This window comes from Methanofollis sp. W23 (genome assembly GCF_017875325.1).
Lineage (GTDB): Archaea > Halobacteriota > Methanomicrobia > Methanomicrobiales > Methanofollaceae > Methanofollis.
This window is the reverse complement of record NZ_JAGGMN010000001.1, coordinates 1062526-1086428: the sequence shown is the minus strand read 5'-3', so window position 1 is coordinate 1086428 and position 23903 is coordinate 1062526. Positions and strand designations below refer to the sequence as shown.

Sequence of the window (23903 nt, the reverse complement as noted above, 5' to 3'; positions counted from 1 at the left end):
GAGACGTCGGGGTCGCTCTATGGAGCCTGATCTGTGCAGACCAGGTAATCTCCCAAGACGCGGGGGTCGCTGTTCGCACGGCTCTGTAGAAACTTTCACCTCTTTCAGGCATACGTGTGAATCACCCGCCTTCCCTTATCGTTCGCGCCGGGGGCGCTGCCCCCGGACCCCCGGGACGAAGATTGGGCTGGGAAGGCACAATCAACGAACATGAAGAAGTTGTTGCAGTCCCCGGCCGATCTTCATCATAGGGGGAGCGGGAGACCCTCACCCCCCGTCACCGAGAGTCATCACAAAGATCTCTCCTGGGTCTGGACTTATGAATGAAGTTCCCTACAAGGACGCTCTCGCTCATGCGCGGGGAAGGCGGGGAGACGGGTGGCTGGGTAGTATCCTGACCCGGACGAGAACTCGCAGATCCAGGCGCCATGTCAGGGTCGGATCCACCAGCATGCCCGAAGAGACGCACCCCATGCCTGTGATCTGAACCTCAGGTCAGACTGAACATCTGAGATGATCCAGGGAAGGAGGAGCATAGGTATATTCATCACGAATCGCAAAAATTTCTGGAGGAAATCTGGGAGCACCGCGTCTGATGCGTCATGCCGGTGCAGACTCGTTCCTATTCACAGTTCATCAGACTGAGGTATTCCTATGGGCCACGAACGAGTGACTATAAGTATAAAAGAGATGTGTCTGGGGGTTCAGGTCCTTTTCGTCGCCTTCGGTGCGCTTGTCATCGTCCCGCTCCTCACGGGGTTGGACCCGAATGTCGCGCTCTTCACGGCGGGTATCGGGACCCTGATCTTCCAGTTGATTACACGAATGAAAGTACCGATCTTTCTTGCCTCTTCTTTTGCGTTTATTCCTGCGATCATGTATGGTGTCGCAACATGGGGCATACCCAGCACCCTCTGCGGTCTTGCCGCCGCAGGCCTGTTCTACGTGCTGCTGAGTTTTGTGATCAGGTTTTCTGGCGTGGGGCTCGTCAACAGGCTCTTCCCGCCGGTGGTGGTCGGCCCGGTCATCTGTGCGATCGGTCTCTCCCTCGCCCCGGCCGCGGTAAACATGGCGCTCGGGATCGACGGTAGCGGGGTCCAGGTCGTGCCGGTCGAGACGGCGCTGCTCCTCTCAGGGGTCTCGCTCCTGACGACGCTGGTGGTCTTCACCTTCTTGAAAGGGTGGCTCAGGCTGATCCCGATCCTCTGCGGGATCGCGGCGGGATATGCCCTCGCGGCCGCGCTCGGGATCGTCGATTACTCGGGGATCCTTGCAGCGGCCTGGTTTGCAGTCCCGGCCTTCACCCTGCCTGAGTGGAACCTTGAGGCCATCCTCTTCATCGTCCCGGTCGCGATCGCCCCGGCCATCGAGCACTTCGGGGACGTCCTGGCCATCGGGTCGGTCACCGGGAAGAACTACCTGGAGGACCCAGGCGTTCACCGCACCATGCTGGGTGACGGGGTCGCCACCTTTGTCGCCTCGTTCATCGGCGGGCCGCCGAACACCACTTACTCTGAGGTGACCGGCGCAGTGGCGCTGACCAGGCAGTTCAACCCGCTGATCATGACTGCCGCCGCCGTCTTTGCGATCTGCTTTGCGTTCATCGGCAAGATCGGTGCGGCACTGCACAGCATCCCCATCCCGGTGATGGGCGGCGTGATGATCCTCCTCTTCGGGCTCATCGCAAGTCTTGGCATCAACCAGTTGGTCCAGAACAAGATCGACCTGACGCTCCAGAAGAACGCGGTCATCGCTTCCATCGTGCTGATCACCGCGATCGGCGGGCTTTTCATCCCGTTCGGCGACTTCAAGCTGGCCGGGATCGGGCTTGCGGCGATCATCGGGGTCGTCCTCAACCTCGTGATCCCTGACCCTGAGGGCCAGGCACCGCAGGGGGTGGCGGCAGAATGACTGTACGGCCAGTCTCCCACCCGGTCATCACCCACAAGATCAATATGCTCAGGGACATCGGGACAAGACCCAAGGACTTCAGGCAGATCGTGACCGAACTCACCTCGCTGCTGACCTATGAGGCGACCCGCGACCTCGAACTGGAGGCAACCACCATCGACGGATGGCAGGGCTCTGAGATGGAGGTCGAGATGTTCATGGAGGAGGACCCGTCCATCGTCCCGGTCTTCCGTGCCGGTATCGGGATGCAGGAGGGGTTCCTGAGCATCATCCCGAGCGCCAAGATCAGTTATATCGGCTATTACCGCGACGAGGATACACTCGAACCGCAGCTCTACTATGCGAAACTCGCCGAGAACGTGCATCTCAGGAGGAACTATATCCTCGACCCGATGCTTGCCACCGGCGGGACCACCTCGGCGGTCTGTTCGATGCTGAAGAGGGCGGGCGTGAAGAGCATCAAGGTCCTCTGCATCCTTGCGGCGCCCGAGGGGCTTGCAAAGATGGAGGAGGACCATCCCGACGTCGAGATCATCCCGGCGGTGATCGACGACCATCTCAATGAGAAGGGCTACATCATGCCAGGTCTTGGCGATGCCGGCGACCGTCTCTTTGGGACAAAATAATCTTTTTTTGGCTGTGGAGAAGCCCTCACCTCCTCCAGGTGCACGCGTGACTCAAACGCATTCTCCTGTGCTCGCGCCGGGGGCGAGTGCCGCACGGACCCCCGTCGAAGAGAACTGTCAAGAGGATTTCTACAGAGCCATTTTTTTTGAGAATAAAATTTCTGTTTTGTTGGCCCTGTAGAAACTCTCATCTATTCTTGGTGCGAGCGCGATGCAACCGCCTTCCTCCATCTTCTCGCCGGAGGGCGGCCAACCCCCGCCAGAGAGATCCATCCAGAGGATTTACCATGAAAATGATCCCGACGATCCTCTCTTCAGGTTTGCATGAGAGGGTGAACGTGCTCTATCACGTTGAAGCCGATACACAGAGGATAGAAAATTCCTCTGATGGATCGGCCGCCCCAAATCCTCAAATCTATCCCGCAATCTCGCGCCGGGAGCCCTGCCCCCGGACCCCCTCGACGAAGAGAGCCGAGGGGCGGCACGATGCTCGACTTCGATTCGCTCCTCGAAAGCAAGGATGAGGGTCAAGCATCGATCCAGTTCTGAGATGATATTTTCATCGCGTATGCGTGAAGCGTGATCTCGCCTCATGAAAAATTCTACAGAGTCGTTCTGTTGAATTTCTCCTGAGAGAGCGATCTCGGAGGGGAACGGTTGGTCAGAGTTTTCGATCTCTGAGAAATGATTTGGGGGAGTTTGAGAATATTTTTGACTCAGGAGAAACTTTCTGTACCAATCTTCGTGCAGTGGAGTTGGCCGCCCCCGAACTCATGCCACACGATTGAATCGAGGGCGGCACAATTCTCATCAAGATTGTTGAGCCTGCTCATCAGAGCCAGGGTGGCACTCGCCCCTGGCGCGATCGAGAGGGGAAGGCGGTCCGGTCACGCTCACGCTCACATCAAGAATTGGTGAGAGGTTCTGCAGAGCCAGAACCTCATTTCGACCATGTCTCTTCTCATGCTCACGCTCTGATCTCACACGTTCTCCTTCATCTCGACCACCACCGCGATCACCCGTCCCCCCTCCTCGTCGACCAGGAAATCGACTGTTGCAGTCTGGTTGGTGATCCTGAGGGCCGGGGCGCACCCGTCCCCTGCCGAGGGGAGGGGCGTCGGGTGGCAGGAGAGGAGCACTCCCTCGACTGTGCCGCCCTCCTGGTACATCACCCGCGCCGCCTCGTCCCTGAGGGCGGTCCTCGCGACATAGGAGGCATTGGTCGTCATCCAGTCGGTATCGCCAGATGAGATGACCGGCACCTCTGCGTACTCAAACTCTGGGAGGTCGGTGGCGAGGGCGGGCCGGGTGGTGACCGGCGTCTCTATAGGGGTCGCGGTCGTCGTTTCAGGGACTGTGTTCTCCACCGGTGTCGTGCACCCGGCGACAAGCGCCAGGACTCCGATGAACAGAAGAAAATACCATGGGTTTTTCATACTCGGTTCCTCGTCTCAGGTGTCGCAGGACCAATGCCTGGCGGCATCCATGACACACTATACTTCTGGAGATTATATCTGCTCTGGATCGACGTTCTCATCAGCAGGGAGACGATGAAGCATCCGGTTCATGGTGTACAGGAGTCTCTGGTGAGGCGGACTCGACCGTCCTGTCAACGGTGAGAGATCATGATCCAGGGTGCTCGGACACCCATGGATCAACTTTGTAGAAAACGGCTCTGAGAAACCCACACCCTTTATGGGTGCACGCGTGATTTTCCTACCTTCCTTTCTGAATCGCGCCGGGGGCGCTGCCCCCGGACCCCCGGGATGAAGATAGGGCAGGGAAGGCGTATTCGAAATTCATGAAGACGGATTGCCGTCCACAACCTATCGTGGTGCGGGGGGTCGGCGAGAAGATGAGGAGAGGCGGTTGAATCGCGCTCGCATCTGGAAGAGGCGAGGGTTTCTACACAGCCAGGGACCTTATCTTTCGGCTCTGAAAATCTCCTCCCCCCTTCCTTCTTCGTGCCCAGGGTTCTTCGAAGGTCACGATCTTCTCGAACTCGCTCATATTCGTTCCCCCTGGATGACAATGAAGGCGGGAAGGCGCAATCGGTGTACCTGAAGAGGATGGTGGTGGTTGGGGCTGACCGCCGACCTCGCCACAGAAAGCCGTCACAAGGTCCTCTCCAGGGCCGATTCATCTCGGACCCATGGGGTCATGTCGGGAGAAAAGAAATATACCCTCGTCGCCACTACTGTATATTGCACACTACTGTGCGTGGCACACTACCATGCGCACGAGATGAACCCATGAATGTCCAGTTTAAGAAAGGAGTCCTCGACCTCTGCGTCCTCTCCCTCCTCTCCAGGAAGGCGTGCTACGGTTACGAGATCGTGCAGGAGATCTCAGGGGCCGTCGAGATCTCAGAGGGTACCGTCTATCCGCTCCTGCGGCGCCTGAAGAACGAGGGGCATCTTGAGACCTACCTCCAGGAGTCGACCGGCGGGCCGCCCAGAAAATATTATCGTCTCACCGAGAGCGGCCACGCCCTCCACGCCCATCTGAGAGCAGAGTGGTTCCTCTTTGTCGGGCAGGTCAACCGGTTTCTCGGGGACAAGAGAGAAGAACATTCGACTGAGAGCAGGGGATGAGAGAAGATGGACAGAACAGAATTTCTTGAGAGACTGAGCGCACGCCTGCATGGGCTTCCCGACGACGAGGTGCAGGAGATCATCGCCGATTACGAAGAATACTTTGCCGCCGGTGCCGAGGCCGGGCGGACCGAGACCGAGATCGCCGCCGCCCTCGGAGACCCGGATGAGATCGGGAAACACCTGTGTGCTGCCTCACACATCAAGACCGCCGAGCAGACAGGATCGTTTGCCGCCCTCTGCCGCGCCGCACTGGCGACGCTCGGGCTCGGGCTCTTCAATTTCTGTATCGCCCTGGTGCCGATCGTCATCGTCGCCTCCATCATCTTTGCAATCTTCGTAACCGGGGTTTCCCTCGCACTCGGCGGCGTCGTGGCCCTGGTCGTCACGGCCGTGCCCTCTGTGGTGCCGCCCGAGATGACCGTGGTCATGCCCTTCGAGACCCCGCTTATGAGGATGGCGACGGCCGCAGGGCTCATCGCCGTCGGGGTGCTCGTGACCGTCGGGAGCATCTACCCGGCACGCTATTTTGTGCGGGCGATGGCACACTACTTCAGGATGAACCTCTCTGTGATCAGGAGAGCGTACGACAGTTGAGGCTATGGGCCTGCGACAGCCCGCCCGGCCGCCGGGCACACGGCGCAGTAGACCTGGCATGGAGCAAGAGGCCCCGCCCCCTCCTGCCAGACCACCATCCCGTCGGCGATGAACAGAGCCTTTATGGTGCCGTTCCTTGTGATCCTGCTCTCGGCACCGTCAGAAAGACGGCGCACCACGATCGCCGGGTGCCTCTCCCCGTCTGCATACTCGGTCAGCACCCATGCGGCATAGTCCCCCTCGACGATGGCATTTCCAAGATCGGTCCCGTCCATCGTAATATTCCCCGGCCCCCTGCCCTCGCCGGCAAGCGAGGTAGCGGCAAGGTCTTTGGCGTCGCCTCCGGGAAGAGAGATCAGGGAGAGCACAGCATCGGTCGAGATGCTCTGGATCTTCTCTGGGTTTCTGCTGAACCGGCCGTTGACATCTTTTTTCACCCAGAGGACACGGTCGCCAGAGACCGAAAAATCGCGGGGGTTGCGGCCGGGACCTGCGAGGACGACCTCACTCTGGTCTGAGAGGTTGATGGCCACGACGGCGTGTTTCTGCTCTGGATTGGTCAGGACGGCCCAGTCGCCCCCGACGTCGCCCAGGTCGGCGTCACCCTTGAACGTCATCCTGCTCCAGGTCTTGCCTTCGCCGATGCGGTGCACCCTGAGCGTCGAGGTGCCCTCTCGCCCTGTGTCGTCATGTTCCATCCAGCAGACAAGGTCTCCGGCGACCTTCACTCTCTCCCCGTAGCCGTGCCCCTCATCGATCACCTGCTCTGTGCCGGCCACGAGATCTGCAAGGACCACCTGCCCCTTTTGCTCTGTGCCAGGGAGCACGGGATATGTTCTGAGCCAGGCGGCATATCGCCCCGAGAGATCAGGAGGCCCCAGGGTGTAGCATGCCTCTGGCGCAAGGTGTTTGGACCCGCCGGGGGCATGGTCGAGGGACCGTTTCTCGCCGGTCGAGAGGGAATAGAGGACGATCTCTTCTTCCGGGAAAATGGCGTGTGCAACAAGGACGTCGCCGGAGACCGCCACCGCTTCCCAGGCGCCTCCTTCAGGTGAGAGGGGGGTGACTTCCCGGGGGTCTGTCGCCATTCCAGATGAGACCAGGGCTATTGAGATGATTATACCGAATATTGTTATTTTTTTGAATAAACTGGATGGCGAGAAATACGGATTCCGGGATGGCATCGAAATAAAAACTGGTTTTATACTATTTATTCTATGTGGTCGCCATTCTCAGGTCCTGGCGACAGGCGGCGCACCCGGCCTGAGAGGCATCTCTATATATCGTGGGGTCATGATCCGCACTCCTGTCCGGATTGACCGGAGGGGGGGATCATGAGCGATTTAGTGGTCGTGGCATTTGACGACGAGCAGACAGCATTCCAGGTCAGGGATAAACTTGCCCGGATGACCAAGGAACATCTCATCGGGCTTGAAGACCTGGTCGTCGTCGTCCGCCACCAGGACGGGAAGACCGACGTCAAGCAGTCGATGAGTCTTGCCGGGGTGGGGGCGTTGAGCGGGAGTTTCTGGGGACTTCTCATCGGGATCATCTTCCTGATGCCGCTCCTCGGACTGGCGATAGGGGCCATCACCGGTGCCCTTGCCGGGCACCTCACCGACTATGGGATCGACGACGCCTTCATCAAGGAAGTCTCAGAGACCGTAAAGCCGGGAAGTTCGGCGGTCTTCATGCTGATCAAGGAGGTCACGCCCGACAAGTTCCTCACCGAGATGGAGGAGTTCAGGGGGACGGTGGTCAGGACCTCGCTGACCGAGGAGAGCGAGGCAAAACTCCGTGAGGCATTCGGCGAAGAGGTGGAAGAGAAGGAGAAGGTCGCCGCGCCTGCAGTGTGAGTGTGAGGACGGTGGATGGCACCAGGGGGGGGCGGCCTCTCCTGGGTCATCCTGATCTATTTGTTCAGAGAATGGCTTTGTAGAATCGGGCATGAACGTGGGGTTCACGCATACGTGATGAAAATTTCTCATCATGTGCTCTCTCTCTTTTCAAGAGAGGAGAGTCGGTGGGGATCGTGTTCCATTCGCCGCCCCCACCTCTCTTCGTCGTGGAGGTCCGGGGGGGTGAAACCCCCAGGCGCAAGATGGCAGGGAAATCTCGACGATGGGAGCGGCCGATCCATCAGAAGAATATTTTTATCCTCTGCGTATCGACTTCAACGTGATATTACGAGTGCAAACTCTCATGCAAACTTGAAGAGAGGATCGTCTGGATCATTTTCATGGTAAACCCTCACCGATTCCTGGTGTGAGCGCGACTCATCCGCCTTCCGCTATATTCGGCCGGGGGCGAGAGATTATAGGAAAATTTCCTGTTCTCCCCCTATACCTCCAGCATCCGCTCGATCGCCACCCGCGCCCGTTCGGCGGTCTCGGGCGGGACCGTGACCCTGGGCTCCAGGCGTTCCAGTGCGTCCCTTACTAAGGGGAGGTCGGTCTTTTTCATACTGGCGCAGACTGCCTGTTCAGAGAGAGGGTAACACCGTTTTCCAGGACATTTTTTCTGCATCGGGTACAGGATCCCGGTCTCGGTCCCGATGACGAACTCCTCCCCTGACGACGAACAGACATGCCTGATCATCCCTGAGGTGGAGAAGACATGGTCGGCGGCATCGATCACCTCTGGCCTGCACTCGGGATGGACGAGCACCTCGGCGTCCGGGTGAGTCCGCCTCGCCTCCTCGACGTCCCGGACAGACATCAGGTCATGAACATAACAGAACCCCTCCCAGGGGATCACCTCCCTGGCGGTGAAACGTGCGACATACCGCCCAAGGTTCCGGTCAGGCACAAAGATCACCTGCTCGGCGTCCAGCGACTCGACCACCGCCACAGCATTGGCCGAGGTGCAGCAGATGTCGCTCTCAGCCTTCACCTCTGCCGGGGTGTTCACATAACAGACCACCGCAGCAGTCGGGTACCGCTCCTTGAGTGCCCGCACCTCGGCCGCCGTGACCATCCCGGCCATCGGGCAGAGGGCGTCGACGGCGGGGAGGAGCACCCGTTTCTCGGGGGCGAGGACTGCGGCGGTCTCGGCCATGAAGTCGACCCCGCAGAAGACGATCGTCTCTTCTTCCAGCACCGCGGCGGCACGTGCAAGTTCGAGGGAGTCGCCGACGAGATCGGCGACCTCCTGGACCTCGGGGACCTGATAATTATGGGCGATGATCACGGCGTCCTCTGCGCTTTTCAGGCGTGCGATCTCATCCTTGATGCTCTGGCTCACCATATCACCTGCTCCTGATCTCTTCCCGGTCTCGTCCCATTGTTGCCGGTAATGGGGTGGGAGGTGGTGAATGTTGCGGTGGATGGATGCGGCACCTCCGACAACGACCATGCCCCCGTCCCCGCGCGGGGTAGACTCTGCGACGGCACGTGGACCCTTCCGTATGAGAGACGCCAAAATAAACGCCCTGATCCTCCTGCTTCAACACGAATCCCGTGGGTTCTCTCTTGCTCCCCTCATCGAGATATTCGGAAATGACAATATATCCGAAACTTTTTCCGAACGACCAAAAATCCCGAAAGTCTTTCGGCGAGTCCTCATATCAATCGAACATTCAATTCTTTTCCTGAGGAACAGCGTGCATGCAGCTGACTGAACTCAACTCCGGTGATCGTGCGCGGATCACCGATATCCACGGTAGAGACGGCCTCCACCAGCACCTCGCTCTCCGCGGGGTGCAGGTCGGTCGTATCGTCACCATGGTCTCCTGCACCTTCGGCCCCGTCGTCCTCCAGAGTGGGGGCGGCGAGATCGTGCTCGGCAGGAGAATGGCAGCACAAATAGACGTCGAGAGATTGTATGACGCAGAAAAAAGTGACAGAGATGGAATTTGGCGAGACCGGGGTTGTCACCGCACTCCTTGGATCCCACCACGATTTAAACTGCCTTGGCATCAGAAAAGGAAAACGCCTGGAGATGATTACCAAGCAACCGATAAAGGGCCCGGCGGTTGTCCTCGCCGAAGGGGTCGAGGTCGCCATGGGCCTTGAGATCGCCGCCCTGGTGGTGGTCGAGGTCTGAAAAAACATCCCAGGAGCGAAACACCCATGAATAAAAAGAATACACACACCCAGACCGTCCTGATGGTCGGGAACCCCAACGTAGGCAAGAGCGCCCTCTTCAACCGGCTCACCGGTTCCGAGGCCGTCGTCTCCAATTATCCTGGCACGACCGTCGACTTCACAAAGGGCACCCTCGTCGAAGGCGGCACGACCTACGAGATCATCGACGTGCCTGGAGCATACTCGCTTGAACCGCGGGACGCCGCCGAAGAAGTGGCCTCCCAGATCCTGAACAAATACCCCAAAGCCACCGTGCTCCTTGTCCTCGACGCCACCCGCCTGGAACGCGGGCTGTATCTGGGCTTCGAGGTGATCGAGCGGGGTGCGCCGGTGATCGTCGTCCTCAATATGATGGACGCCGCCCGTGCGAAATCGATCAAAGTCGACGCCCGCCGTCTCCAGAACCTCCTTGGCCTCCCGGTCGTCCAGACCTCGGCCACAGTTGGAGAGGGGATCAAGGACCTGGCCGGGATGCTCAGGAAGGCGCAACCCGCCGACATCGACGCCATCGCCGCACGGGCAAATGGTTCGTCCCCTGAGACCGCCCGTATGAGCAAATGCGCAGGATGCGCAGGATGCGGGGGGAGCAGTTAATGGGGCTTACCGCAGACGAGCGCTGGGACCTCGTCGACCAGGTCGCAAGCAAGGTCGTCTCGACCGGGGTCTCGCGCCGCGGCCTGGGCGACGCCCTCGGCGACCTCACCGTCAAACCGCTCACCGGCCTGCCGGTCGCCCTCGCCGTCCTGTATGCCTTCTGGAGCATCTTCTGCTCGTTCGCAGGCGACCTGGTTACCGACGGGTTCATGGTCAAGTTCTTCGACAACCACTGGCTCCCCTGGCTCCAGAGCGCCTGGCCGGACCCAACCAGCATTCACTACTTCCTCTTCGTCGGCGACCCGCTTGCTGACAACTGTTTCGAGGCCTTCGGCGTCCTGACTTCAGGGCTCTTCGTCTCCCTGGGAGTCGTTCTTCCGGCAGTGTTCATCTTCTACCTGACCATGACCCTCCTTGAGGACTCAGGGTATCTGCCGCGGCTTGCCGTCCTGGCCGACACCTTCCTCCACAAGATCGGGCTCCACGGGTATGCGATCGTCCCGACGATCCTCGGCCTCGGGTGCAATGTCCCGGCCGTCACCGCGACCAGGGTACTGGAAACGAAGAAACAGCGGTTCTTGATGATGACGCTCCTTGCGATTTTCGTCCCATGCGGGGCGCAGCTCGGGATCATGCTTGCTGTCATCCCTGAGACCGTGGGATGGGTCATCCTGTATCTCGTCGTCGGGTTTGCGATCTTCGGGTTCCTGCTCGACCGCCTGATACCAGGGGACAATCCTGAGATCCTTATCGACGTCCCGCCATACCGCTGGCCGATTCGCGAGAACGTGGCGAAGAAACTCTGGAACCGGACCAAAGGCTACCTCAAGGAGGCGGTCCCCTTTGTCTGGCTCGGTATCCTCATCGTCAACGTGCTGTATCTCGCCGGCGTGATCCAGGGTCTCTCTGAACTCCTTGCGCCCATATTCATCTCGTGGTTCGGGGTGCCTTCAGAGACTGTCGCTCCGCTCATCGCTGCCTTCCTCAGGAAGGATCTTGCGGTTGCTCAGCTCTCCACCATCGCCATGACGCCGTACCAGATGATCACCGCAGTCGTCCTGATCTCCATCTACTTCCCGTGCGTGGCCACCTTCGTGGTTATGCTCCGTGAAGGCTGGAAACAGCTCCTGGCCGCAGTTGCGACCCTGGCTGTAGTCGTCTTCGCATATGGTGGGGCAATCCATGCAATCGGTATCCTCCTGGGGTTGGCATAAATGAAGACATCATATACTATCGCATCCATCGTTGCCGCCCTCGTTGGAGTGGCGGCACTCATCCTCGGCCTTGCCGACGTCCTTGTCTGGGCGGGCGGCGCCGGGCCGATCAGTATCGGCATTCTTGAGATCACCGGCGACGACTTCTTCCGCTGGGCCTGGGGTGGCCTGGTCGTCGCCCTCGGCGGGTTCTTCATGCTCGCCGGGGCCCGCGGCCTTGGAGACCTCAACCAGCGCGCCACCGCGGTGCTGGGAGCGATCATGGTCTGGCTGGTCGCAGGCTGCGACATCTTCGGCATGATCTGCGGCGGTATCCCGGCGGGAGAGGAGAGCGAAGCGTTCTTCAACTCGGTTGGAGGCTTTATCGGCGGGTTTGCACCCCCATATGCCCCCGCGATCGTCCTCCTCCCCTTCACGATCATTGTCGCCTGGCTCCTCCTCAACGAGAGGCAGGGAGCCTGAACAACCTTTTTGATGAAGCATGGTAAAGGTACAGGGCGTGATTGCCCTCACCAGAAAAGCCGAAGATTACCTTGAGGCCATCCTCAATGTCTCTCTTGAGAAGGGGTATGCCAGGACCAAGGACATCGCCGGCGAACTTGATGTCAGCCCCTCAAGTGTTGTGGAAATGTTCCAGAAGCTCGACCGGATGGGTATGGTCGAGTACCGGAAATACGAAGGGGTGACCCTCAAACCTGAGGGGGAGAAGGTCGCCTGGGTGATCAAGTTCAGGCACGATACGCTCAAGTCGTTCTTGATGCTCATCGAGGTGCCTGAAGATATCGCCGACAAAGATGCCTGTTTCATGGAGCACGAACTCCACCCTGAGACCATCGAGCAGATAGGAGCATTGGTGGAGTATTTCAAGAACGGTTCCCGTTCGTCTGACATGCTTGGGCGTTTCTCCGCGTTCTGCAAGAAGTTCCATTATGAGAAAGGCTGCCGGTGAGACTGGCAGAGAGGTCAATTGCAACGGTTTCGCCCTCATTGAGACCTGAATTTCAGCATTGGTTCTGGAAATAGATCTCCCTTCTCTTTTTGGGTTTGAATTCCCAGAGTCTTGAACATCTCCTCGAACTGAAGCGCTTCGAGGAAACCCCGAGCGCGGGGGTGGGGGGAGATGATGGATGGCTGTACAACGAAGAGGAGAGGATCCCCCCACTATCATCCATCACCATCTTCTGGGTGGGTGGGGAAGTTTGGATTCAATCGCCGTCCCCCCTCTATTGTACCGGGTGCTTCTGGAAGACCCTGGAGATGTGCTCATGCTCCTTCCAGTCGTCTCTCTAAAAATCATAGGCCCACAGAAGGTCGAAGAGAGTGAACGATCCTGAAGAAGGGTATGCCGTCCCTCTCATCTCTTCTCTTCTTCGGAGGAACAAGTATTTTCATCGCGTATGCGTGAGCAAAAGGTTCATGCCTGATTTTACAGGGCTAAACTCAGATATTTTGGCCCTGTAGAAATCCTCACTTCCTCTCGGTGCAAGGGCGACTCAATCGCCTTCCCGCACAATCATGCCGGGGGCGAGTGCCGCCCGGACCCCCGGGATGAAGATAGGGTCGGGAAGGCACACTCAATCGCCACGAAGAGCGTAATACCATCCACTGCCTCTCGCTCGCACGGGGGGGGCGGCACGCCCCCTGCAGAGATTGTCATCAAGAACATTTCTACAGAGCCGATATTTTATTGAATTTACTCTCACTCGTCTCCTCTGGTCCTCCCTGGAGTCCTCTCAGAGTGAGTGGATCCCTGCTCTCCCTTCAGAGCAGGAGGCCCCAGAGGGAGACACTGCTTCATTGCCCCCCGACGCGAGACGAGGAGGAAGACTCTTCAGTTGAGGGCGGCCACCCCTGATCATCTCGCCTTCCCGCGTCTTCACGCCCGGGGTTCTGCTCCCGAGACGAAGATCGGGCCGGACCGTGAAGGCAGAGAGCCTGATCGTTGTGCCGATCTTCGAGATCAGGTTGGAAGGCAGAATAGATGACCATGACGAGTGCGTTGCAGTCCACAACCTTATCGTGTCTTGGGGGTCCGGGGAAGGATAAGATTCTGAATTTCGGCTCTGTAGAATAGGGCATGAACCTCTGGCTCACACATACAGGATGAAAATTTTTCGTCGCTTGATCGCTCTTTTTCAAGAGAGGAGAATCGATGGGGATCGTGTTCCATCGCCGCCCCCACCTATCTTCGTCGTGGGGGGCCCGGGGGTGCACCCCCCCGGGGCGAGATGGCAGGGATATCTCGACGATTGGGGGCGGCCGATCCATCAGAGGAATATTTTATTCTCTGCGTATTGGCTTCAACGGGATATGGCGAGTTCAGATTCTCATGCAAACCAAAAGAGAGGATCGTCAGGATTATTTTCATGGTAAACCCTCTGGATCTCTCTGTCGCGGGGGGTTGGCCGCCCCTCTCCCGTGCCACATGATTGAACCCTGGATGGCAGCGGCACTCTCTCCAGAATTTTCTGTGTTGCCTCCCTGTCTCTATCCCTATCGTCACCCCGGGGTCTCCCACCTCATCCCCTCAAAAACCTTTCCCAGACGCACCCTCTCAGGATCGGAAGGGCGTATGGGAGGTGGTGGGGGAGGACCGCCGCTCCCATCATCGCCTTCTCGGCAAGATTGCGCTCTCGCCCGATCACGACGCTCCTGCGGCGCACAATCGCCTCCAGGAACTCCTCGACGCTCCCGGCCTCGGCGCAGGTGACGACCCCGCCGAACTCCCGGAGGAGGTGGCTGTCGGTCCCGCCGGTCCGCCCGAGGCCGTAGGTGCAGGCCAGGTCGGCGGCGGCGAGGTTGTGGGGGCGGGCCATCCCGCCGCAGATCACCTCGATGGCGTCGAGGCGGGTGATGGTCCTGGCATCGATACGCCCGCACTCGATCCCCTCCTGCATCCCGCGGTTCAGGAAGGCATAGCCGCAGGGGTGCGCCTCGGCGGCGACACAGTGATAGTCCTCGCGGGCGTCAAGAATTTCTGCGGTCGTCATCCTGATGGCCAGACATGGCCCGTCCCTCTTCTTCCTCTCGATATGGCGGCGGTAGAAGTCGGTGAGGTCAGAGAGCGCCGGGAAGTAGAAGAGGAGGTGGGGGCCGTCGTCGGCGCTCACCTCGATGCCAGGGATCACCGGCACGCCGCTTGCCAAATGACACGCCTCGACCGCCCCGCGGACCTGGTTGTGGTCGGTGACCGCACACCCGATCCCCTGCCTGGCCGCGGACCGCAGGAGGTCGCGCACTCTTGTAAAAGAGTCCGAGTGGTTGGTATGGACATGGAGGTCGGCGGCGAGGTAGCCCTCGCGTGCGGTCTCCTCAGGGGTCGGGGTCTTGAAGAGGACCGGTGGGGGTGGGGGGAGAGTAAGAGATCGCATCAACTGATCAATCATGTCTCTGCCAGAAGAAGAAAAAAGATGAGATCATACACGGAGGGACTCTGCCAGCAAGAGTAGATCACTATTCTCACGCATGTACCGCCCCTCCGCTCTTCGCCTGCGGCAATCTCCCGAGGAGAGAGTGTGTGAAGAATATCGTGCAGGTGAGGTCGAGGGTGAAGGTGAAGACAAAGAGGGTCATCACCGTGGTGAAGACCGGGACTATGACGCCGGTCTTCATGAGGATCACGAATGGGAAGACCACCCCTTCCCCATCATCTCACCGGGGGCGCGGCTCCCCCGACCCCCGAGACCACGATGAGAACGAGAAGGCAGAATAGAGGACCATGACGAGAGGGTGCCGTCCTCGACCTATCGTGTCGCGGGGGGCCCGGGGGGCGGCCAGCCCCCCGCCGGAGAGTTCCATCCAGAGGGTTTCTACAAAGCCGACTGGCCCTGGGAGCCATCGGGTGCATCGCCATAAGCGGCCTCATCTCCTGGGACTGGCTCTCTGTGGTCTTCAACCTCAACCCTGATATGGTGGCGTACTCGGTACAGACCTTCCACTGGCTCATCGTCCCATACATCTTCTTTGTCTCTCTCATCGTGCAGGCCTGGGAGTGAGTCACGCTCGCACCAGGAACTGGTGAGGGGTTCTACAGGGCCAGGAAAAACGGTTTTTCCCACCCTGTCTCGGTCCTGGGAATGACGAAGGGAGGTTCGACTGATTTGAGGATAGGCCTGAACAGGAGAGAGTGGAGAGTGCCGCATCATATTCAGACCACCAGCAGCACCCCGGCCATCACCGCCATCCCGAGGACCAGGCCGTAGACTGAGAGGTGCGCCTCCCCGTACTCCCTGGCCGCGGGCAGGAGTTCGTCGACGGCGACGAAGACCATGATCCCGGCGACCGCCGCAAAGAGGAGGCCGAGCACCGCTCCACTGAGATAGGGGAGGAGGAGGAGGAAGGCGACGACCGCCCCGGCAGGTTCGGCAAGCCCTGAGAGGAGGGAGTACAGGAATGCCGTCCGCCTGCTCCGGGTCGCGTAATAGATCGGCACCGAGACGGCGATCCCTTCAGGGATGTTGTGGATCGCGATGGCCACCGCGATCGCCACCCCTATGCCAGGGTCGAGGAGGGCGCCTGAGAAGGTGGCCATTCCTTCGGGGACGTTGTGAAGAGCGATCGCCGCGGCGGTGAGGAGCCCGGTGCGGTACAGCCCCTCCGCCTCCTTTTCCCCCTTGTCTATCTCCCCATCGAGTGCCTCGACCTTCCGTACCTCATGCGGGTTCTGGGGATAGGGGACGAGCCGGTCGACGAGGGCGATGACCCCCACACCGCAGAAGAAGGCGAAGGTCGCGGCCGGTGGCCCGGCGACCTCCATGGCGCCGGAAAAGAGTTCGACAAAGGAGACGAAAAGCATCACCCCGGCCGAGAACCCAAGGGCGGCAGAGAGAAAACGGGTGCTCGTCCGCCTGGTAAAAAAGACCATCAGGCTCCCAAGGCCGGTCGAGAGCCCGGCAAGCAGGGTCAGCCCGAAGGCCATGAAGAACGAGGCGGGGTCGGTCATCATCTGGATGGAACGAGTGTCCTGTCATCACTTAAATGGCGGCCCTTCTTCATGTCCGGGGCGTGAGGGGCCGGGGAGCGACCGGTCTCTCTCGTGCGAAGATGCGGGGAAGATGCTATTTGATCAAGGGCGGTACATTCAGGTCACATCCTATCTACCTTGATGGTTCGCGCCCGGCCCTCCACCCAGGGAGAGGAAGAGAGGGGTCCTAAAGAGGTACCGTCTTACAATCCTCTCCCTACCCAAGCGGCGAGAAGAGCCTGGAGACCGACTCCTTCATCCTGACCCCGCGGGGGCGGTCGGCATAGCGTTCCGGCGTGATCTCGGTGCAGACTTCAAGGTCCTGGACAAACCGCTTCTTCATCTCGCCCCCCACCTCTGCGTCGTAGAAGAAGACGTTCGCCTCGAAGTTCAGCCTGAAACTCCGCACATCCCAGTTGGCGCTCCCCACCGATCCGGCCGTGCCGTCGACGACGATCGTCTTGGCATGGAGGAAACCGTGATCATAGGTGTAGGCCCGCACCCCGGCGTCGAGGAGGTCGCCGACAAAGGAGAGACTGGCCCAGTAGACAAACGGATGGTCAGGCTTGCACGGGATCATCACCCGCACGTCGACGCCTGAGAGCGCCGCGAGGCGGAGGGCGTCGGTGACGCTCTCGTCAGGGATGAAGTACGGGCTCTGGATGTACACCGACTCCCTGGCCGAGTTGATCAATTTGATATAGCCTTCCTTGATCGGGCTCCACCTGGTGTCAGGCCCACCAGAGACGACCTGGAGCGGGACGGTGCCGGCGACGTCAGGGTCAGGGAAATAGATCGGATCATCGCCGCGGTACTCCCCGGTCGCATGGTTCCAGTCGAGGAAGAACCGCAGTTGCAGGAGGTTCACGGCCCGCCCAGAGATCCTGACCGCGGTGTCCCGCCAGTAGCCGAGCGGGCCCTTGCCCAGGTACTCGTCGCCGATATTGAACCCGCCGATGAACCCGACCGCCCCGTCGATGACCGCAATCTTTCGGTGGTTGCGGTAGTTCACCCGGTACAGCGAGGGGAAGAAGACCCCGATCTCCCCGCCTGCATCGGTCAGTTCATGAAAGACTTCCTTCGATCCCCCACCGGCACGCGTGCCGACGGCGTCGAAGAGGAGACGGACTTCGACGCCTTCCTTCGCCTTCTCCGCGAGAGCGTGGACGACCGCCCGCCCAAGGTCGTCGTTGTTGACGATGAAATATTCCAGGTGGACATGGTGGCGTGCCCCCCTGATGGCCTCGAAGAGGGCGGCGAACTTTTCTTTTCCGTCGGTGTAGACCTCGACCTCGTTCTTCTCGGTCACGAGCGCCTGGTTGTTCCTGAGGAGGGCAAGGATGGTGTCGCGGTACCGTTCTGCCGCTGGGTTTGCGAACCTGAAGCCGCGGTCGACGAGGTCCTGGTGTTGCTCCTCGAAGAGCCCTTTGAGGTAGTGGTCACCCGCCTCCTTGAGGGTGAACATCTTCTGTCTGGTGAAGTTCTGCCCGAAGACAAGGTACAGGGCAAACCCGAGCGGGGGCAGGAGGAAGAGGACCATCAGCCATGCAAGGGCGGCGGTGGGATTTTTTCGTTCAAAGAAGACGACGGCGATGGCAAAGAGGATGTTGAAGAGGAGGATCACGCTGAGGATGAGTGACCAGTCCATTGTTACCCTCCTTGGCGGGAGGGGAGATATGGGTTTCGAGAAGGAGACATCCTCGACTCATGACTTTCGCGGTGTCACGGGTGTCACGGGATGGATCGGCATGCGGGAACAGTAAGAATGGTGAATACACCGCCCTGTAGAGGCCCCTACCGATTCATGGTGAGCATATCTCAAAACTCTCTTCGGGTGAACATCCCTTCGAACCGACGTGCTTCCTTCCAAGAATTCCGGACCCTATCCTCCGCCGGGGGGCTTGGCCGCCCCCCGAGACTCCCCGCCGATGAAGATTGGCGTGGGATCGCAGCCCCTCTTCATGGCTACTCGCTGCCTTCCCGACCCTATTGCCATCCTGGGGGTCTGGGGGCGGAGCCCCCAGCGCGGTGATGAGGGAAGGCGATGAATGCATGGGTGTGCGATGAAGAAGCAGGAATCTCTCCATGATCATCTATCGCTCTTCATTGGTGAGGAAGAGGGCTGGAGAGTTTTGGGATGACTTCGGTGTGAGCGTGACTGGACCGTCTTCCCGTGGATCCTTGCCGGGGGCGAGTGCTGCCAGGATCCCAGGAATGACGGTTGGGGGGAAGGCAGGGGGTATATCATGACCCCTGCTACTTTTCATTCTCGACGAAAATTGTTCATGACGCGGCCAACACACCTCATGCTTCGGTTCCTGCCGCCCGACGACCTGTGTTTGTACCGGCCATCCGCCGCCTCAACTCGGCCCCGTTCTCGATGAAGACGAGAGCGAGGGCGACGAGGACCAGCGCCAGGAGGTCGAGCATCAGGGTCAGGAATGCCTGGGGGGCGAGGACGATGAGCGAGCCCAGGACGAGCGAGAGCACCCCGAGACCGAGGCGCTTGAAGACACCCTCTGGCACGCTCCGTCGTTCCCGATATACGCGCCTGAACGAGACGAAGGCGCTGGCACACATCCAGACGGCCAGGACGACGAAGATGATCATGGTCCAGAGCGTGACCGGGAGGGAGGCCGAACTGAAGCCCAGCGCCACGACGCAGACCCCGAGGAAGACGCTCCCCATCGAGGCGACACCCGGGGGGTGGAGGGAGATCCCGCCCCCGACGATGAGGAGGCCGAGGCCCGCGATGAGCAGGGGGACGAGGAGCGAGACGGCCGCGGCGAAGAGCGGGATGGGGCGGGCGAGGATGGCAAGGGCGGCGAGGAGCACCGCACACCCGGCAAGGACCATGAACTGCCAGGTCCGCCGCTGACCTTCGAGGACGAGACGGGTGGTCTCGCCGTTCCGTGCGGTGCGAGCGTTGGTGACCAGGGCAAGGAAGGTCTCGCCGATCATCAGGATGAGCGGGGCGTCGTCGATGAGGTGGAGGAGCGGGTGGCGGGTGGGATCGTAGCGGTCGTAATGGACCCGCCACTCGGTCGCGGTCTCGTGGAGGTGGTAGTTTCCCTTCCGGTAACTGGCCAGGGTGCCGGGGGAGGGGATGTTGATCCTGGAACGTATCCATCCGTCGTCCAGCGGTTCGGTCACCGCCTCCTTGGGGACGGCGACTTCCCATATGCCCTGGTCCAGGGGTCCGAGGAACTCTTCAAGTCTGGTCATAGTCCTGGTGTGCCGGAAAATTGTACCAATTACACTCTCAGGAGAAGGGATATGTCTTGTCTTTTCGAGTGGAGAATGGTATGGCGAGACCCCGTGGTCATGTTCATCATGATAAACCGGCGGGCAGGAACACAGGTCATCGCCGCCCCTTGGCACCTCATCCTCACGCCGGGAACTCTCTCTCTGGACCCCCTGGATGACGATGGGGCAGGGGAGGAGTAATCAATGACCATGATGAGGGGGTTGCGCTTCCCCGTCCAATCTTGACGCGGGGGGTTTGGGGGGGCGGCCCAGCCCCCCGGAGAGATAGCCGCCATGAGGAATTCTACGGGGCCCACGAGAGTTTTTACAACGTTCAGGGATTGGCTCTGTAGAAACCCTCGTCTCTTGTGTGGGGGGATGGTGTGTCGCCCGCCTTCCCACCTCTTCGGCCGGGGGCGCTGCCCCCGGACCCCCGGGATGAAGATGGGGTCGGGAAGGCATAATCGCTGAATCTGAAGAGAAATTTACTGTCCACCACCTCTCGCTCGCTCGCGCGCGGGATCGGGGGGCGGCATGCCCCCCGCCAAAGAGATTTATCATGTGGATTTCTACAGAGCCCAGAAATTGGGAAATCTTTTCCTCATTGGCTCTGTAGAAACCCGTATCTGTTGTGGAGAGAATGTGTGTCACCCGTCTTCCCGGAGTTTCTCGTCCGGGGGTGCAATCCCCAGCGCGATCGAGGGAGGGATCCACAAGGTCGATTGGAGAAGCCATCAGATCTTCTGCTCCTCCCGCGCCTCTATAAATATCACCATAACCATCCCACCCCTGGCCAGACCGATGCCGCCAGACGATATCGCCACACTCTGGCAGACCCTGCGCTTCGCACTCGCGGCCGTCCTGCTTGGGGTGGCCGCTGCAGGAGCGATGGTGTTCTTCCTTGCGGTGCAGTATGGAGGGGCGGCGCTGGTCTGGCCTGAGTCAGCCCCGGTCCCGTACTACACCCTCCTCCTTACCACCGCCAGCGGGCTCGCGGTCGGGCTCTGCCTTCACTTCTTCGACGACCACGTGGGGCTGCTCCAGGAGACCCTTGCGACCTTTAAGGAGACCGGACGCTTCGAGCCGCAGTATCTCCCGGCCGGGCTGCTCACCATCTACCTCTCCCTCGTCGGCGGCGCCAGTCTGGGGCCCGAGGTGGCCGCCGTCGATATGGGCGGCGGGATGGGCACCCGCCTCGGCGACCGGGTGGCCTGGCTGAAGGAGCGTGTCCGCGCCCTCTCGACGGTCGGGGTCCTTGGGGCCCTCGTAGGGTTTGCGGTCTATCTTCTCCTCACCGGCCCGCCCGGCGCCCTGTACCCGGTCCCGCCCTACACCTTCGTCGCCGTTGACCTTGTCTATGCGGCGGTCCTCGGTCTGGTCGGTGCCGTGGCTGGGGTGGGCTTCATCTATTCTTACCACCTCTTCTCCCGCCTCATCGTCCCTCTCGCCGACCGCCCAATTTTCCGCGGCCTCCTCGGGGGCCTGGGCCTCGGTGTCCTCGGCACCCTCGCCCCGCTCGTCCTCTTCTCAGGCCAGAACGAGTTTCAGACCGTGCTTACCGAAGGGGCGGCGATGGGGGCGGTCATGCTCCTCGCTCTCGTCGCGGCGAAGATCCTGGCCAGCACATGGTGCATGGCCACGGTCTTCAAGGGCGGCCCGGTCTTCCCGCTCTTCTTTGCCGGCGGCACCCTCGGCATGGCCGCCACTCTCCTCGCCCCTGCAATCCCAGTCGCCCTCGCCGTCCCCGCCGCCATGTCCGGGATGACCGTCGCGGTGCTGAAGATGCCGTCGGTGGTCTTTGTCCTGCTTGCGATGGTGTTTTTGCAGTGGGATGTCGTGCCTGCGGTGGTGATCGCGACGGTGGTGGGGTACGTAGCGACGCGGCGGGTGGTGTTGATTGAGAAGGGGTGAGGGTTCTTCTGGCTTTGTAGAAATCCTCACCGTTCTTGATGTAAGCGCGACTCAAGTGCCTTCCCATAGTTTCTTGCCGGGGGCTCCTCGAAGATCGAAGATCTTCGAGTGGCAAGCTCCCCGGTGGAGGATAGCGCTTAGAATTCCAGAAAGGAATGACTTCAGTTCAAGACGATGTTCAAGCCACAGGGAGTTTTGGGATATGCTCAATGAGACGAGGGGGGTGTCTTCGTGCGAGACCTTCGTGTAGCATGGGATCAAGATTCTAAGATATATAGCCGGTCTGAATCTTTTTGTGGAGAGCGAACATTGCCAGACTACAAAGCGGGGCATCTCTTTCAGACTCCGACTGACGGCGTCATCATCGCGACGATCGCAGCCCTGGTTACAGCAGAACCGCCACCTCTCCCACCGACCCCCCTTCCAACGAGATTAATCTCCAGAGACGACCAACTTACTAGAGGACGTGACCGGGCATGAAAAAAACCATCATCACAGTCGTAGGCAGAGACACCGTCGGGATCATCGCGAAGGTCTGCACCTACCTCGCCGAGAACCAGGTGAACGTCGAGGACATCTCCCAGACCATCGTGCAGGGCTACTTCAATATGATGATGATCGTCGACACCGGCAGGTCATCGAAACCGTTTGGCGAGATGGTGAGTGACCTGGAGACGCTCGGCGACGAGATCGGGGTCAGGATCCGGTGCCAGCGTGAGGACATCTTTACCAGCATGCACCGGATCTGAGAGGCGTGGCGATGATCAATCTCTTAGAGGTCAACGAGACAAACACGATGATCGAGCAGGAGAAACTGGATGTCCGCACCATCACGATGGGCATCAGTCTTCTCGACTGCATCGATGCCGACCTTGACACCCTGAACCAGAATATCTACGAAAAGATCACCCGCGTCGCACGGGACCTTGTCTCGACCGGCCAGGAGATCGAGCGCGAGTACGGGATCCCGATCGTCAACAAACGCATCTCAGTCACCCCGATCGCCCTGGTGGGCGGCGGGGCCTGCACCTGCCCTGAGGACTTCGTGACGATCGCACGGACCCTTGACGCCGCCGCACAGGAGACCGGGGTAAACTTCCTCGGCGGCTACTCGGCCCTCGTCTCCAAGGGCATGACCAGGGCCGACGAGAACCTGATCAGGTCCATCCCTGAAGCCCTCGCCTCGACCGAGCGGGTCTGCAGCTCGGTGAATATCGGCTCGACCAGGACCGGGATCAACATGGACGCCGTGAAACTGATGGGCGAGATCGTGCTGGAGACGGCCGAAGCGACGAAGGAGAACAACTCGCTCGGGTGTGCGAAACTCGTGGTCTTCTGCAATGCTCCAGACGACAACCCCTTCATGGCCGGAGCCTTCCACGGCGTGACCGAGGCGGACGCGGTCATCAACGTGGGCGTGAGTGGGCCTGGCGTCGTGAAGCATGCCCTGGAGAATGTGCAGGGCGAGAACTTCGAGGTGCTCTGCGAGACCGTGAAGAAGACCGCCTTCAAAGTGACGCGTGTCGGGCAGTTGGTGGCCAGGGAGGCCTCGGAGAGGCTCGGGGTGCCGTTCGGGATCGTCGACCTCTCGCTTGCACCGACGCCGGCGGTGGGCGACAGCGTCGCCGGCATCTTAGAGGAGATGGGGCTGGAGTCGGTGGGTGCGCCAGGCACCACGGCGGCGCTCGCCCTCCTGAACGACCAGGTGAAGAAAGGAGGAGTGATGGCCAGTTCGTTTGTCGGCGGACTGAGCGGGGCGTTCATCCCGGTCAGCGAGGACCAGGGGATGATCGACGCCGTCACCCGCGGGGCCCTCTCGATCGAGAAACTGGAGGCCATGACCTGCGTCTGCTCGGTCGGCCTGGACATGATCGCGATCCCCGGCACGACCCCGGCGACCACCATCTCGGGCATGATTGCCGACGAGGCGGCGATCGGGATGATCAACCAGAAGACGACCGCCGTCCGTCTCATCCCGGTCGTCGGCAAAGATCTCGGCGACACCGTGGAGTTCGGGGGGTTGCTCGGGTATGCGCCGATCCAGGCGGTCAACCCGTTTGGGTGCGAGGCGTTCGTGAACCGCGGCGGGAGGATCCCGGCGCCGATCCATAGTTTCAAGAACTGAATGCTGGAGGGGTGAGCGCTCCCCCAGAACCCGGTGC

At 60.2% G+C, this 23903-nt stretch carries 21 protein-coding genes; 13 read left to right on the top strand and 8 right to left on the bottom strand.

Annotated elements, in window-relative coordinates; genetic code table 11:
- Window positions 1-690 precede the first annotated feature (690 nt).
- Both J2129_RS04510 and upp read left to right on the top strand, forming a co-directional pair.
- The gene (locus J2129_RS04510; RefSeq protein WP_245320621.1) at window positions 691-1911 is read left to right on the top strand and encodes a uracil-xanthine permease family protein; all 1221 of its coding nucleotides are present in this window, start codon (window positions 691-693) and stop codon (window positions 1909-1911) included.
- Window positions 1908-2537: a uracil phosphoribosyltransferase gene (gene upp, locus J2129_RS04505; protein ID WP_209629728.1), complete on the top strand. Its 630-nt coding sequence runs from the start codon at window positions 1908-1910 to the stop codon at window positions 2535-2537. The genes J2129_RS04510 and upp overlap by 4 nt, the downstream gene beginning before the upstream one ends.
- A 980-nt stretch (window positions 2538-3517) precedes the next feature.
- Here upp and J2129_RS04500 read toward each other — a convergent pair.
- Entirely contained in the window at window positions 3518-3973 is a 456-nt protein-coding gene (locus J2129_RS04500) for a hypothetical protein (protein ID WP_209629727.1), read from the bottom strand.
- Between the two features lie 816 nt (window positions 3974-4789).
- On the opposite strand from J2129_RS04500, the gene J2129_RS04495 reads away from it, so the two are divergent.
- Window positions 4790-5131, top strand: coding sequence for a PadR family transcriptional regulator (locus J2129_RS04495; protein WP_209629726.1), 342 nt, complete (start codon window positions 4790-4792; stop codon window positions 5129-5131).
- A gap of 6 nt (window positions 5132-5137) precedes the next feature.
- A complete protein-coding gene (locus J2129_RS04490) occupies window positions 5138-5728 on the top strand; it encodes a DUF1700 domain-containing protein (RefSeq protein ID WP_209629725.1) in 591 nt (196 codons plus the stop codon).
- Between the two features lie 2 nt (window positions 5729-5730).
- Here J2129_RS04490 and J2129_RS04485 read toward each other — a convergent pair whose 3' ends face one another.
- Window positions 5731-6816 (bottom strand): hypothetical protein, encoded by a 1086-nt coding sequence (locus J2129_RS04485; protein ID WP_209629724.1) that lies wholly within the window; start codon window positions 6814-6816, stop codon window positions 5731-5733.
- Between the two features lie 246 nt (window positions 6817-7062).
- On the opposite strand from J2129_RS04485, the gene J2129_RS04480 reads away from it, so the two are divergent.
- Window positions 7063-7584 carry a DUF1269 domain-containing protein gene (locus tag J2129_RS04480; protein WP_209629723.1) on the top strand — a complete coding sequence of 174 codons (522 nt, stop codon included), beginning with the start codon at window positions 7063-7065 and terminating at the stop codon, window positions 7582-7584.
- Between the two features lie 484 nt (window positions 7585-8068).
- Here J2129_RS04480 and nadA read toward each other — a convergent pair whose 3' ends face one another.
- Window positions 8069-9082: a quinolinate synthase NadA gene (gene nadA, locus J2129_RS04475; RefSeq protein WP_245320620.1), complete on the bottom strand. Its 1014-nt coding sequence runs from the start codon at window positions 9080-9082 to the stop codon at window positions 8069-8071.
- Between the two features lie 468 nt (window positions 9083-9550).
- Between nadA and J2129_RS04465 the strand changes: the two genes are divergently transcribed.
- From J2129_RS04465 to J2129_RS04445, 5 genes are read left to right on the top strand one after another with little or no spacing between them, the layout of a single operon-like run.
- Complete coding sequence (locus J2129_RS04465) at window positions 9551-9772, top strand: FeoA family protein (protein ID WP_209629722.1); 222 nt, start codon at window positions 9551-9553, stop codon at window positions 9770-9772.
- Between the two features lie 26 nt (window positions 9773-9798).
- The gene (locus tag J2129_RS04460) at window positions 9799-10407 is read left to right on the top strand and encodes a FeoB small GTPase domain-containing protein (RefSeq protein WP_209629721.1); all 609 of its coding nucleotides are present in this window, start codon (window positions 9799-9801) and stop codon (window positions 10405-10407) included.
- Entirely contained in the window at window positions 10407-11621 is a 1215-nt protein-coding gene (locus J2129_RS04455) for a ferrous iron transporter B (RefSeq protein WP_209629720.1), read from the top strand. The genes J2129_RS04460 and J2129_RS04455 overlap by 1 nt, the downstream gene beginning before the upstream one ends.
- The gene (locus J2129_RS04450) at window positions 11622-12083 is read left to right on the top strand and encodes a hypothetical protein (protein ID WP_209629719.1); all 462 of its coding nucleotides are present in this window, start codon (window positions 11622-11624) and stop codon (window positions 12081-12083) included. It begins immediately after the preceding gene.
- A gap of 19 nt (window positions 12084-12102) precedes the next feature.
- Entirely contained in the window at window positions 12103-12570 is a 468-nt protein-coding gene (locus tag J2129_RS04445) for an iron dependent repressor, metal binding and dimerization domain protein (protein WP_209629718.1), read from the top strand.
- 1570 nt (window positions 12571-14140) lie between these two features.
- Here J2129_RS04445 and J2129_RS04440 read toward each other — a convergent pair.
- The 5 genes from J2129_RS04440 to J2129_RS04420 all read right to left on the bottom strand — a co-directional run bounded on the left by J2129_RS04440 (window position 14141) and on the right by J2129_RS04420 (window position 19809).
- Window positions 14141-14992: a PHP-associated domain-containing protein gene (locus J2129_RS04440; RefSeq protein WP_209629717.1), complete on the bottom strand. Its 852-nt coding sequence runs from the start codon at window positions 14990-14992 to the stop codon at window positions 14141-14143.
- 88 nt (window positions 14993-15080) lie between these two features.
- Entirely contained in the window at window positions 15081-15242 is a 162-nt protein-coding gene (locus J2129_RS04435; protein WP_209629716.1) for a hypothetical protein, read from the bottom strand.
- A gap of 526 nt (window positions 15243-15768) precedes the next feature.
- Entirely contained in the window at window positions 15769-16566 is a 798-nt protein-coding gene (zupT, locus tag J2129_RS04430; protein WP_245320618.1) for a zinc transporter ZupT, read from the bottom strand.
- 235 nt (window positions 16567-16801) lie between these two features.
- On the bottom strand, window positions 16802-18232 hold the full coding sequence (gene cls / locus J2129_RS04425) for a cardiolipin synthase (RefSeq protein WP_209629715.1): 1431 nt from the start codon (window positions 18230-18232) through the stop codon (window positions 16802-16804).
- 656 nt (window positions 18233-18888) lie between these two features.
- Window positions 18889-19809, bottom strand: a complete 921-nt coding sequence (locus J2129_RS04420; RefSeq protein WP_209629714.1) for a hypothetical protein — start codon at window positions 19807-19809, stop codon at window positions 18889-18891.
- Between the two features lie 822 nt (window positions 19810-20631).
- Between J2129_RS04420 and J2129_RS04415 the strand changes: the two genes are divergently transcribed.
- The 3 genes from J2129_RS04415 (at window position 20632) to J2129_RS04405 (ending at window position 23866) form a co-directional block, all read left to right on the top strand.
- Window positions 20632-21741, top strand: coding sequence for a chloride channel protein (locus J2129_RS04415; RefSeq protein ID WP_209629713.1), 1110 nt, complete (start codon window positions 20632-20634; stop codon window positions 21739-21741).
- A gap of 476 nt (window positions 21742-22217) precedes the next feature.
- Window positions 22218-22490 (top strand): ACT domain-containing protein, encoded by a 273-nt coding sequence (locus tag J2129_RS04410; protein ID WP_209629712.1) that lies wholly within the window; start codon window positions 22218-22220, stop codon window positions 22488-22490.
- A gap of 11 nt (window positions 22491-22501) precedes the next feature.
- A complete protein-coding gene (locus J2129_RS04405; protein WP_209629711.1) occupies window positions 22502-23866 on the top strand; it encodes a PFL family protein in 1365 nt (454 codons plus the stop codon).
- The last annotated feature ends 37 nt before the right edge of the window (window positions 23867-23903 follow it).

What these genes read in the sequence shown, in the direction of transcription:
- J2129_RS04510 (WP_245320621.1), top strand. Translation starts at nt 691, where the DNA reads ATGTGTCTGGGGGTTCAGGTCCTTTTCGTCGCCTTCGGTGCGCTTGTC.
- upp (WP_209629728.1), top strand. Translation starts at nt 1,908, where the DNA reads ATGACTGTACGGCCAGTCTCCCACCCGGTCATCACCCACAAGATCAAT.
- J2129_RS04500 (WP_209629727.1), bottom strand. Translation starts at nt 3,973, where the DNA reads ATGAAAAACCCATGGTATTTTCTTCTGTTCATCGGAGTCCTGGCGCTT.
- J2129_RS04495 (WP_209629726.1), top strand. Translation starts at nt 4,790, where the DNA reads ATGAATGTCCAGTTTAAGAAAGGAGTCCTCGACCTCTGCGTCCTCTCC.
- J2129_RS04490 (WP_209629725.1), top strand. Translation starts at nt 5,138, where the DNA reads ATGGACAGAACAGAATTTCTTGAGAGACTGAGCGCACGCCTGCATGGG.
- J2129_RS04485 (WP_209629724.1), bottom strand. Translation starts at nt 6,816, where the DNA reads ATGGCGACAGACCCCCGGGAAGTCACCCCCCTCTCACCTGAAGGAGGC.
- J2129_RS04480 (WP_209629723.1), top strand. Translation starts at nt 7,063, where the DNA reads ATGAGCGATTTAGTGGTCGTGGCATTTGACGACGAGCAGACAGCATTC.
- nadA (WP_245320620.1), bottom strand. Translation starts at nt 9,082, where the DNA reads ATGGTCGTTGTCGGAGGTGCCGCATCCATCCACCGCAACATTCACCAC.
- J2129_RS04465 (WP_209629722.1), top strand. Translation starts at nt 9,551, where the DNA reads ATGACGCAGAAAAAAGTGACAGAGATGGAATTTGGCGAGACCGGGGTT.
- J2129_RS04460 (WP_209629721.1), top strand. Translation starts at nt 9,799, where the DNA reads ATGAATAAAAAGAATACACACACCCAGACCGTCCTGATGGTCGGGAAC.
- J2129_RS04455 (WP_209629720.1), top strand. Translation starts at nt 10,407, where the DNA reads ATGGGGCTTACCGCAGACGAGCGCTGGGACCTCGTCGACCAGGTCGCA.
- J2129_RS04450 (WP_209629719.1), top strand. Translation starts at nt 11,622, where the DNA reads ATGAAGACATCATATACTATCGCATCCATCGTTGCCGCCCTCGTTGGA.
- J2129_RS04445 (WP_209629718.1), top strand. Translation starts at nt 12,103, where the DNA reads ATGGTAAAGGTACAGGGCGTGATTGCCCTCACCAGAAAAGCCGAAGAT.
- J2129_RS04440 (WP_209629717.1), bottom strand. Translation starts at nt 14,992, where the DNA reads ATGCGATCTCTTACTCTCCCCCCACCCCCACCGGTCCTCTTCAAGACC.
- zupT (WP_245320618.1), bottom strand. Translation starts at nt 16,566, where the DNA reads ATGATGACCGACCCCGCCTCGTTCTTCATGGCCTTCGGGCTGACCCTG.
- cls (WP_209629715.1), bottom strand. Translation starts at nt 18,232, where the DNA reads ATGGACTGGTCACTCATCCTCAGCGTGATCCTCCTCTTCAACATCCTC.
- J2129_RS04420 (WP_209629714.1), bottom strand. Translation starts at nt 19,809, where the DNA reads ATGACCAGACTTGAAGAGTTCCTCGGACCCCTGGACCAGGGCATATGG.
- J2129_RS04415 (WP_209629713.1), top strand. Translation starts at nt 20,632, where the DNA reads ATGCCGCCAGACGATATCGCCACACTCTGGCAGACCCTGCGCTTCGCA.
- J2129_RS04410 (WP_209629712.1), top strand. Translation starts at nt 22,218, where the DNA reads ATGAAAAAAACCATCATCACAGTCGTAGGCAGAGACACCGTCGGGATC.
- J2129_RS04405 (WP_209629711.1), top strand. Translation starts at nt 22,502, where the DNA reads ATGATCAATCTCTTAGAGGTCAACGAGACAAACACGATGATCGAGCAG.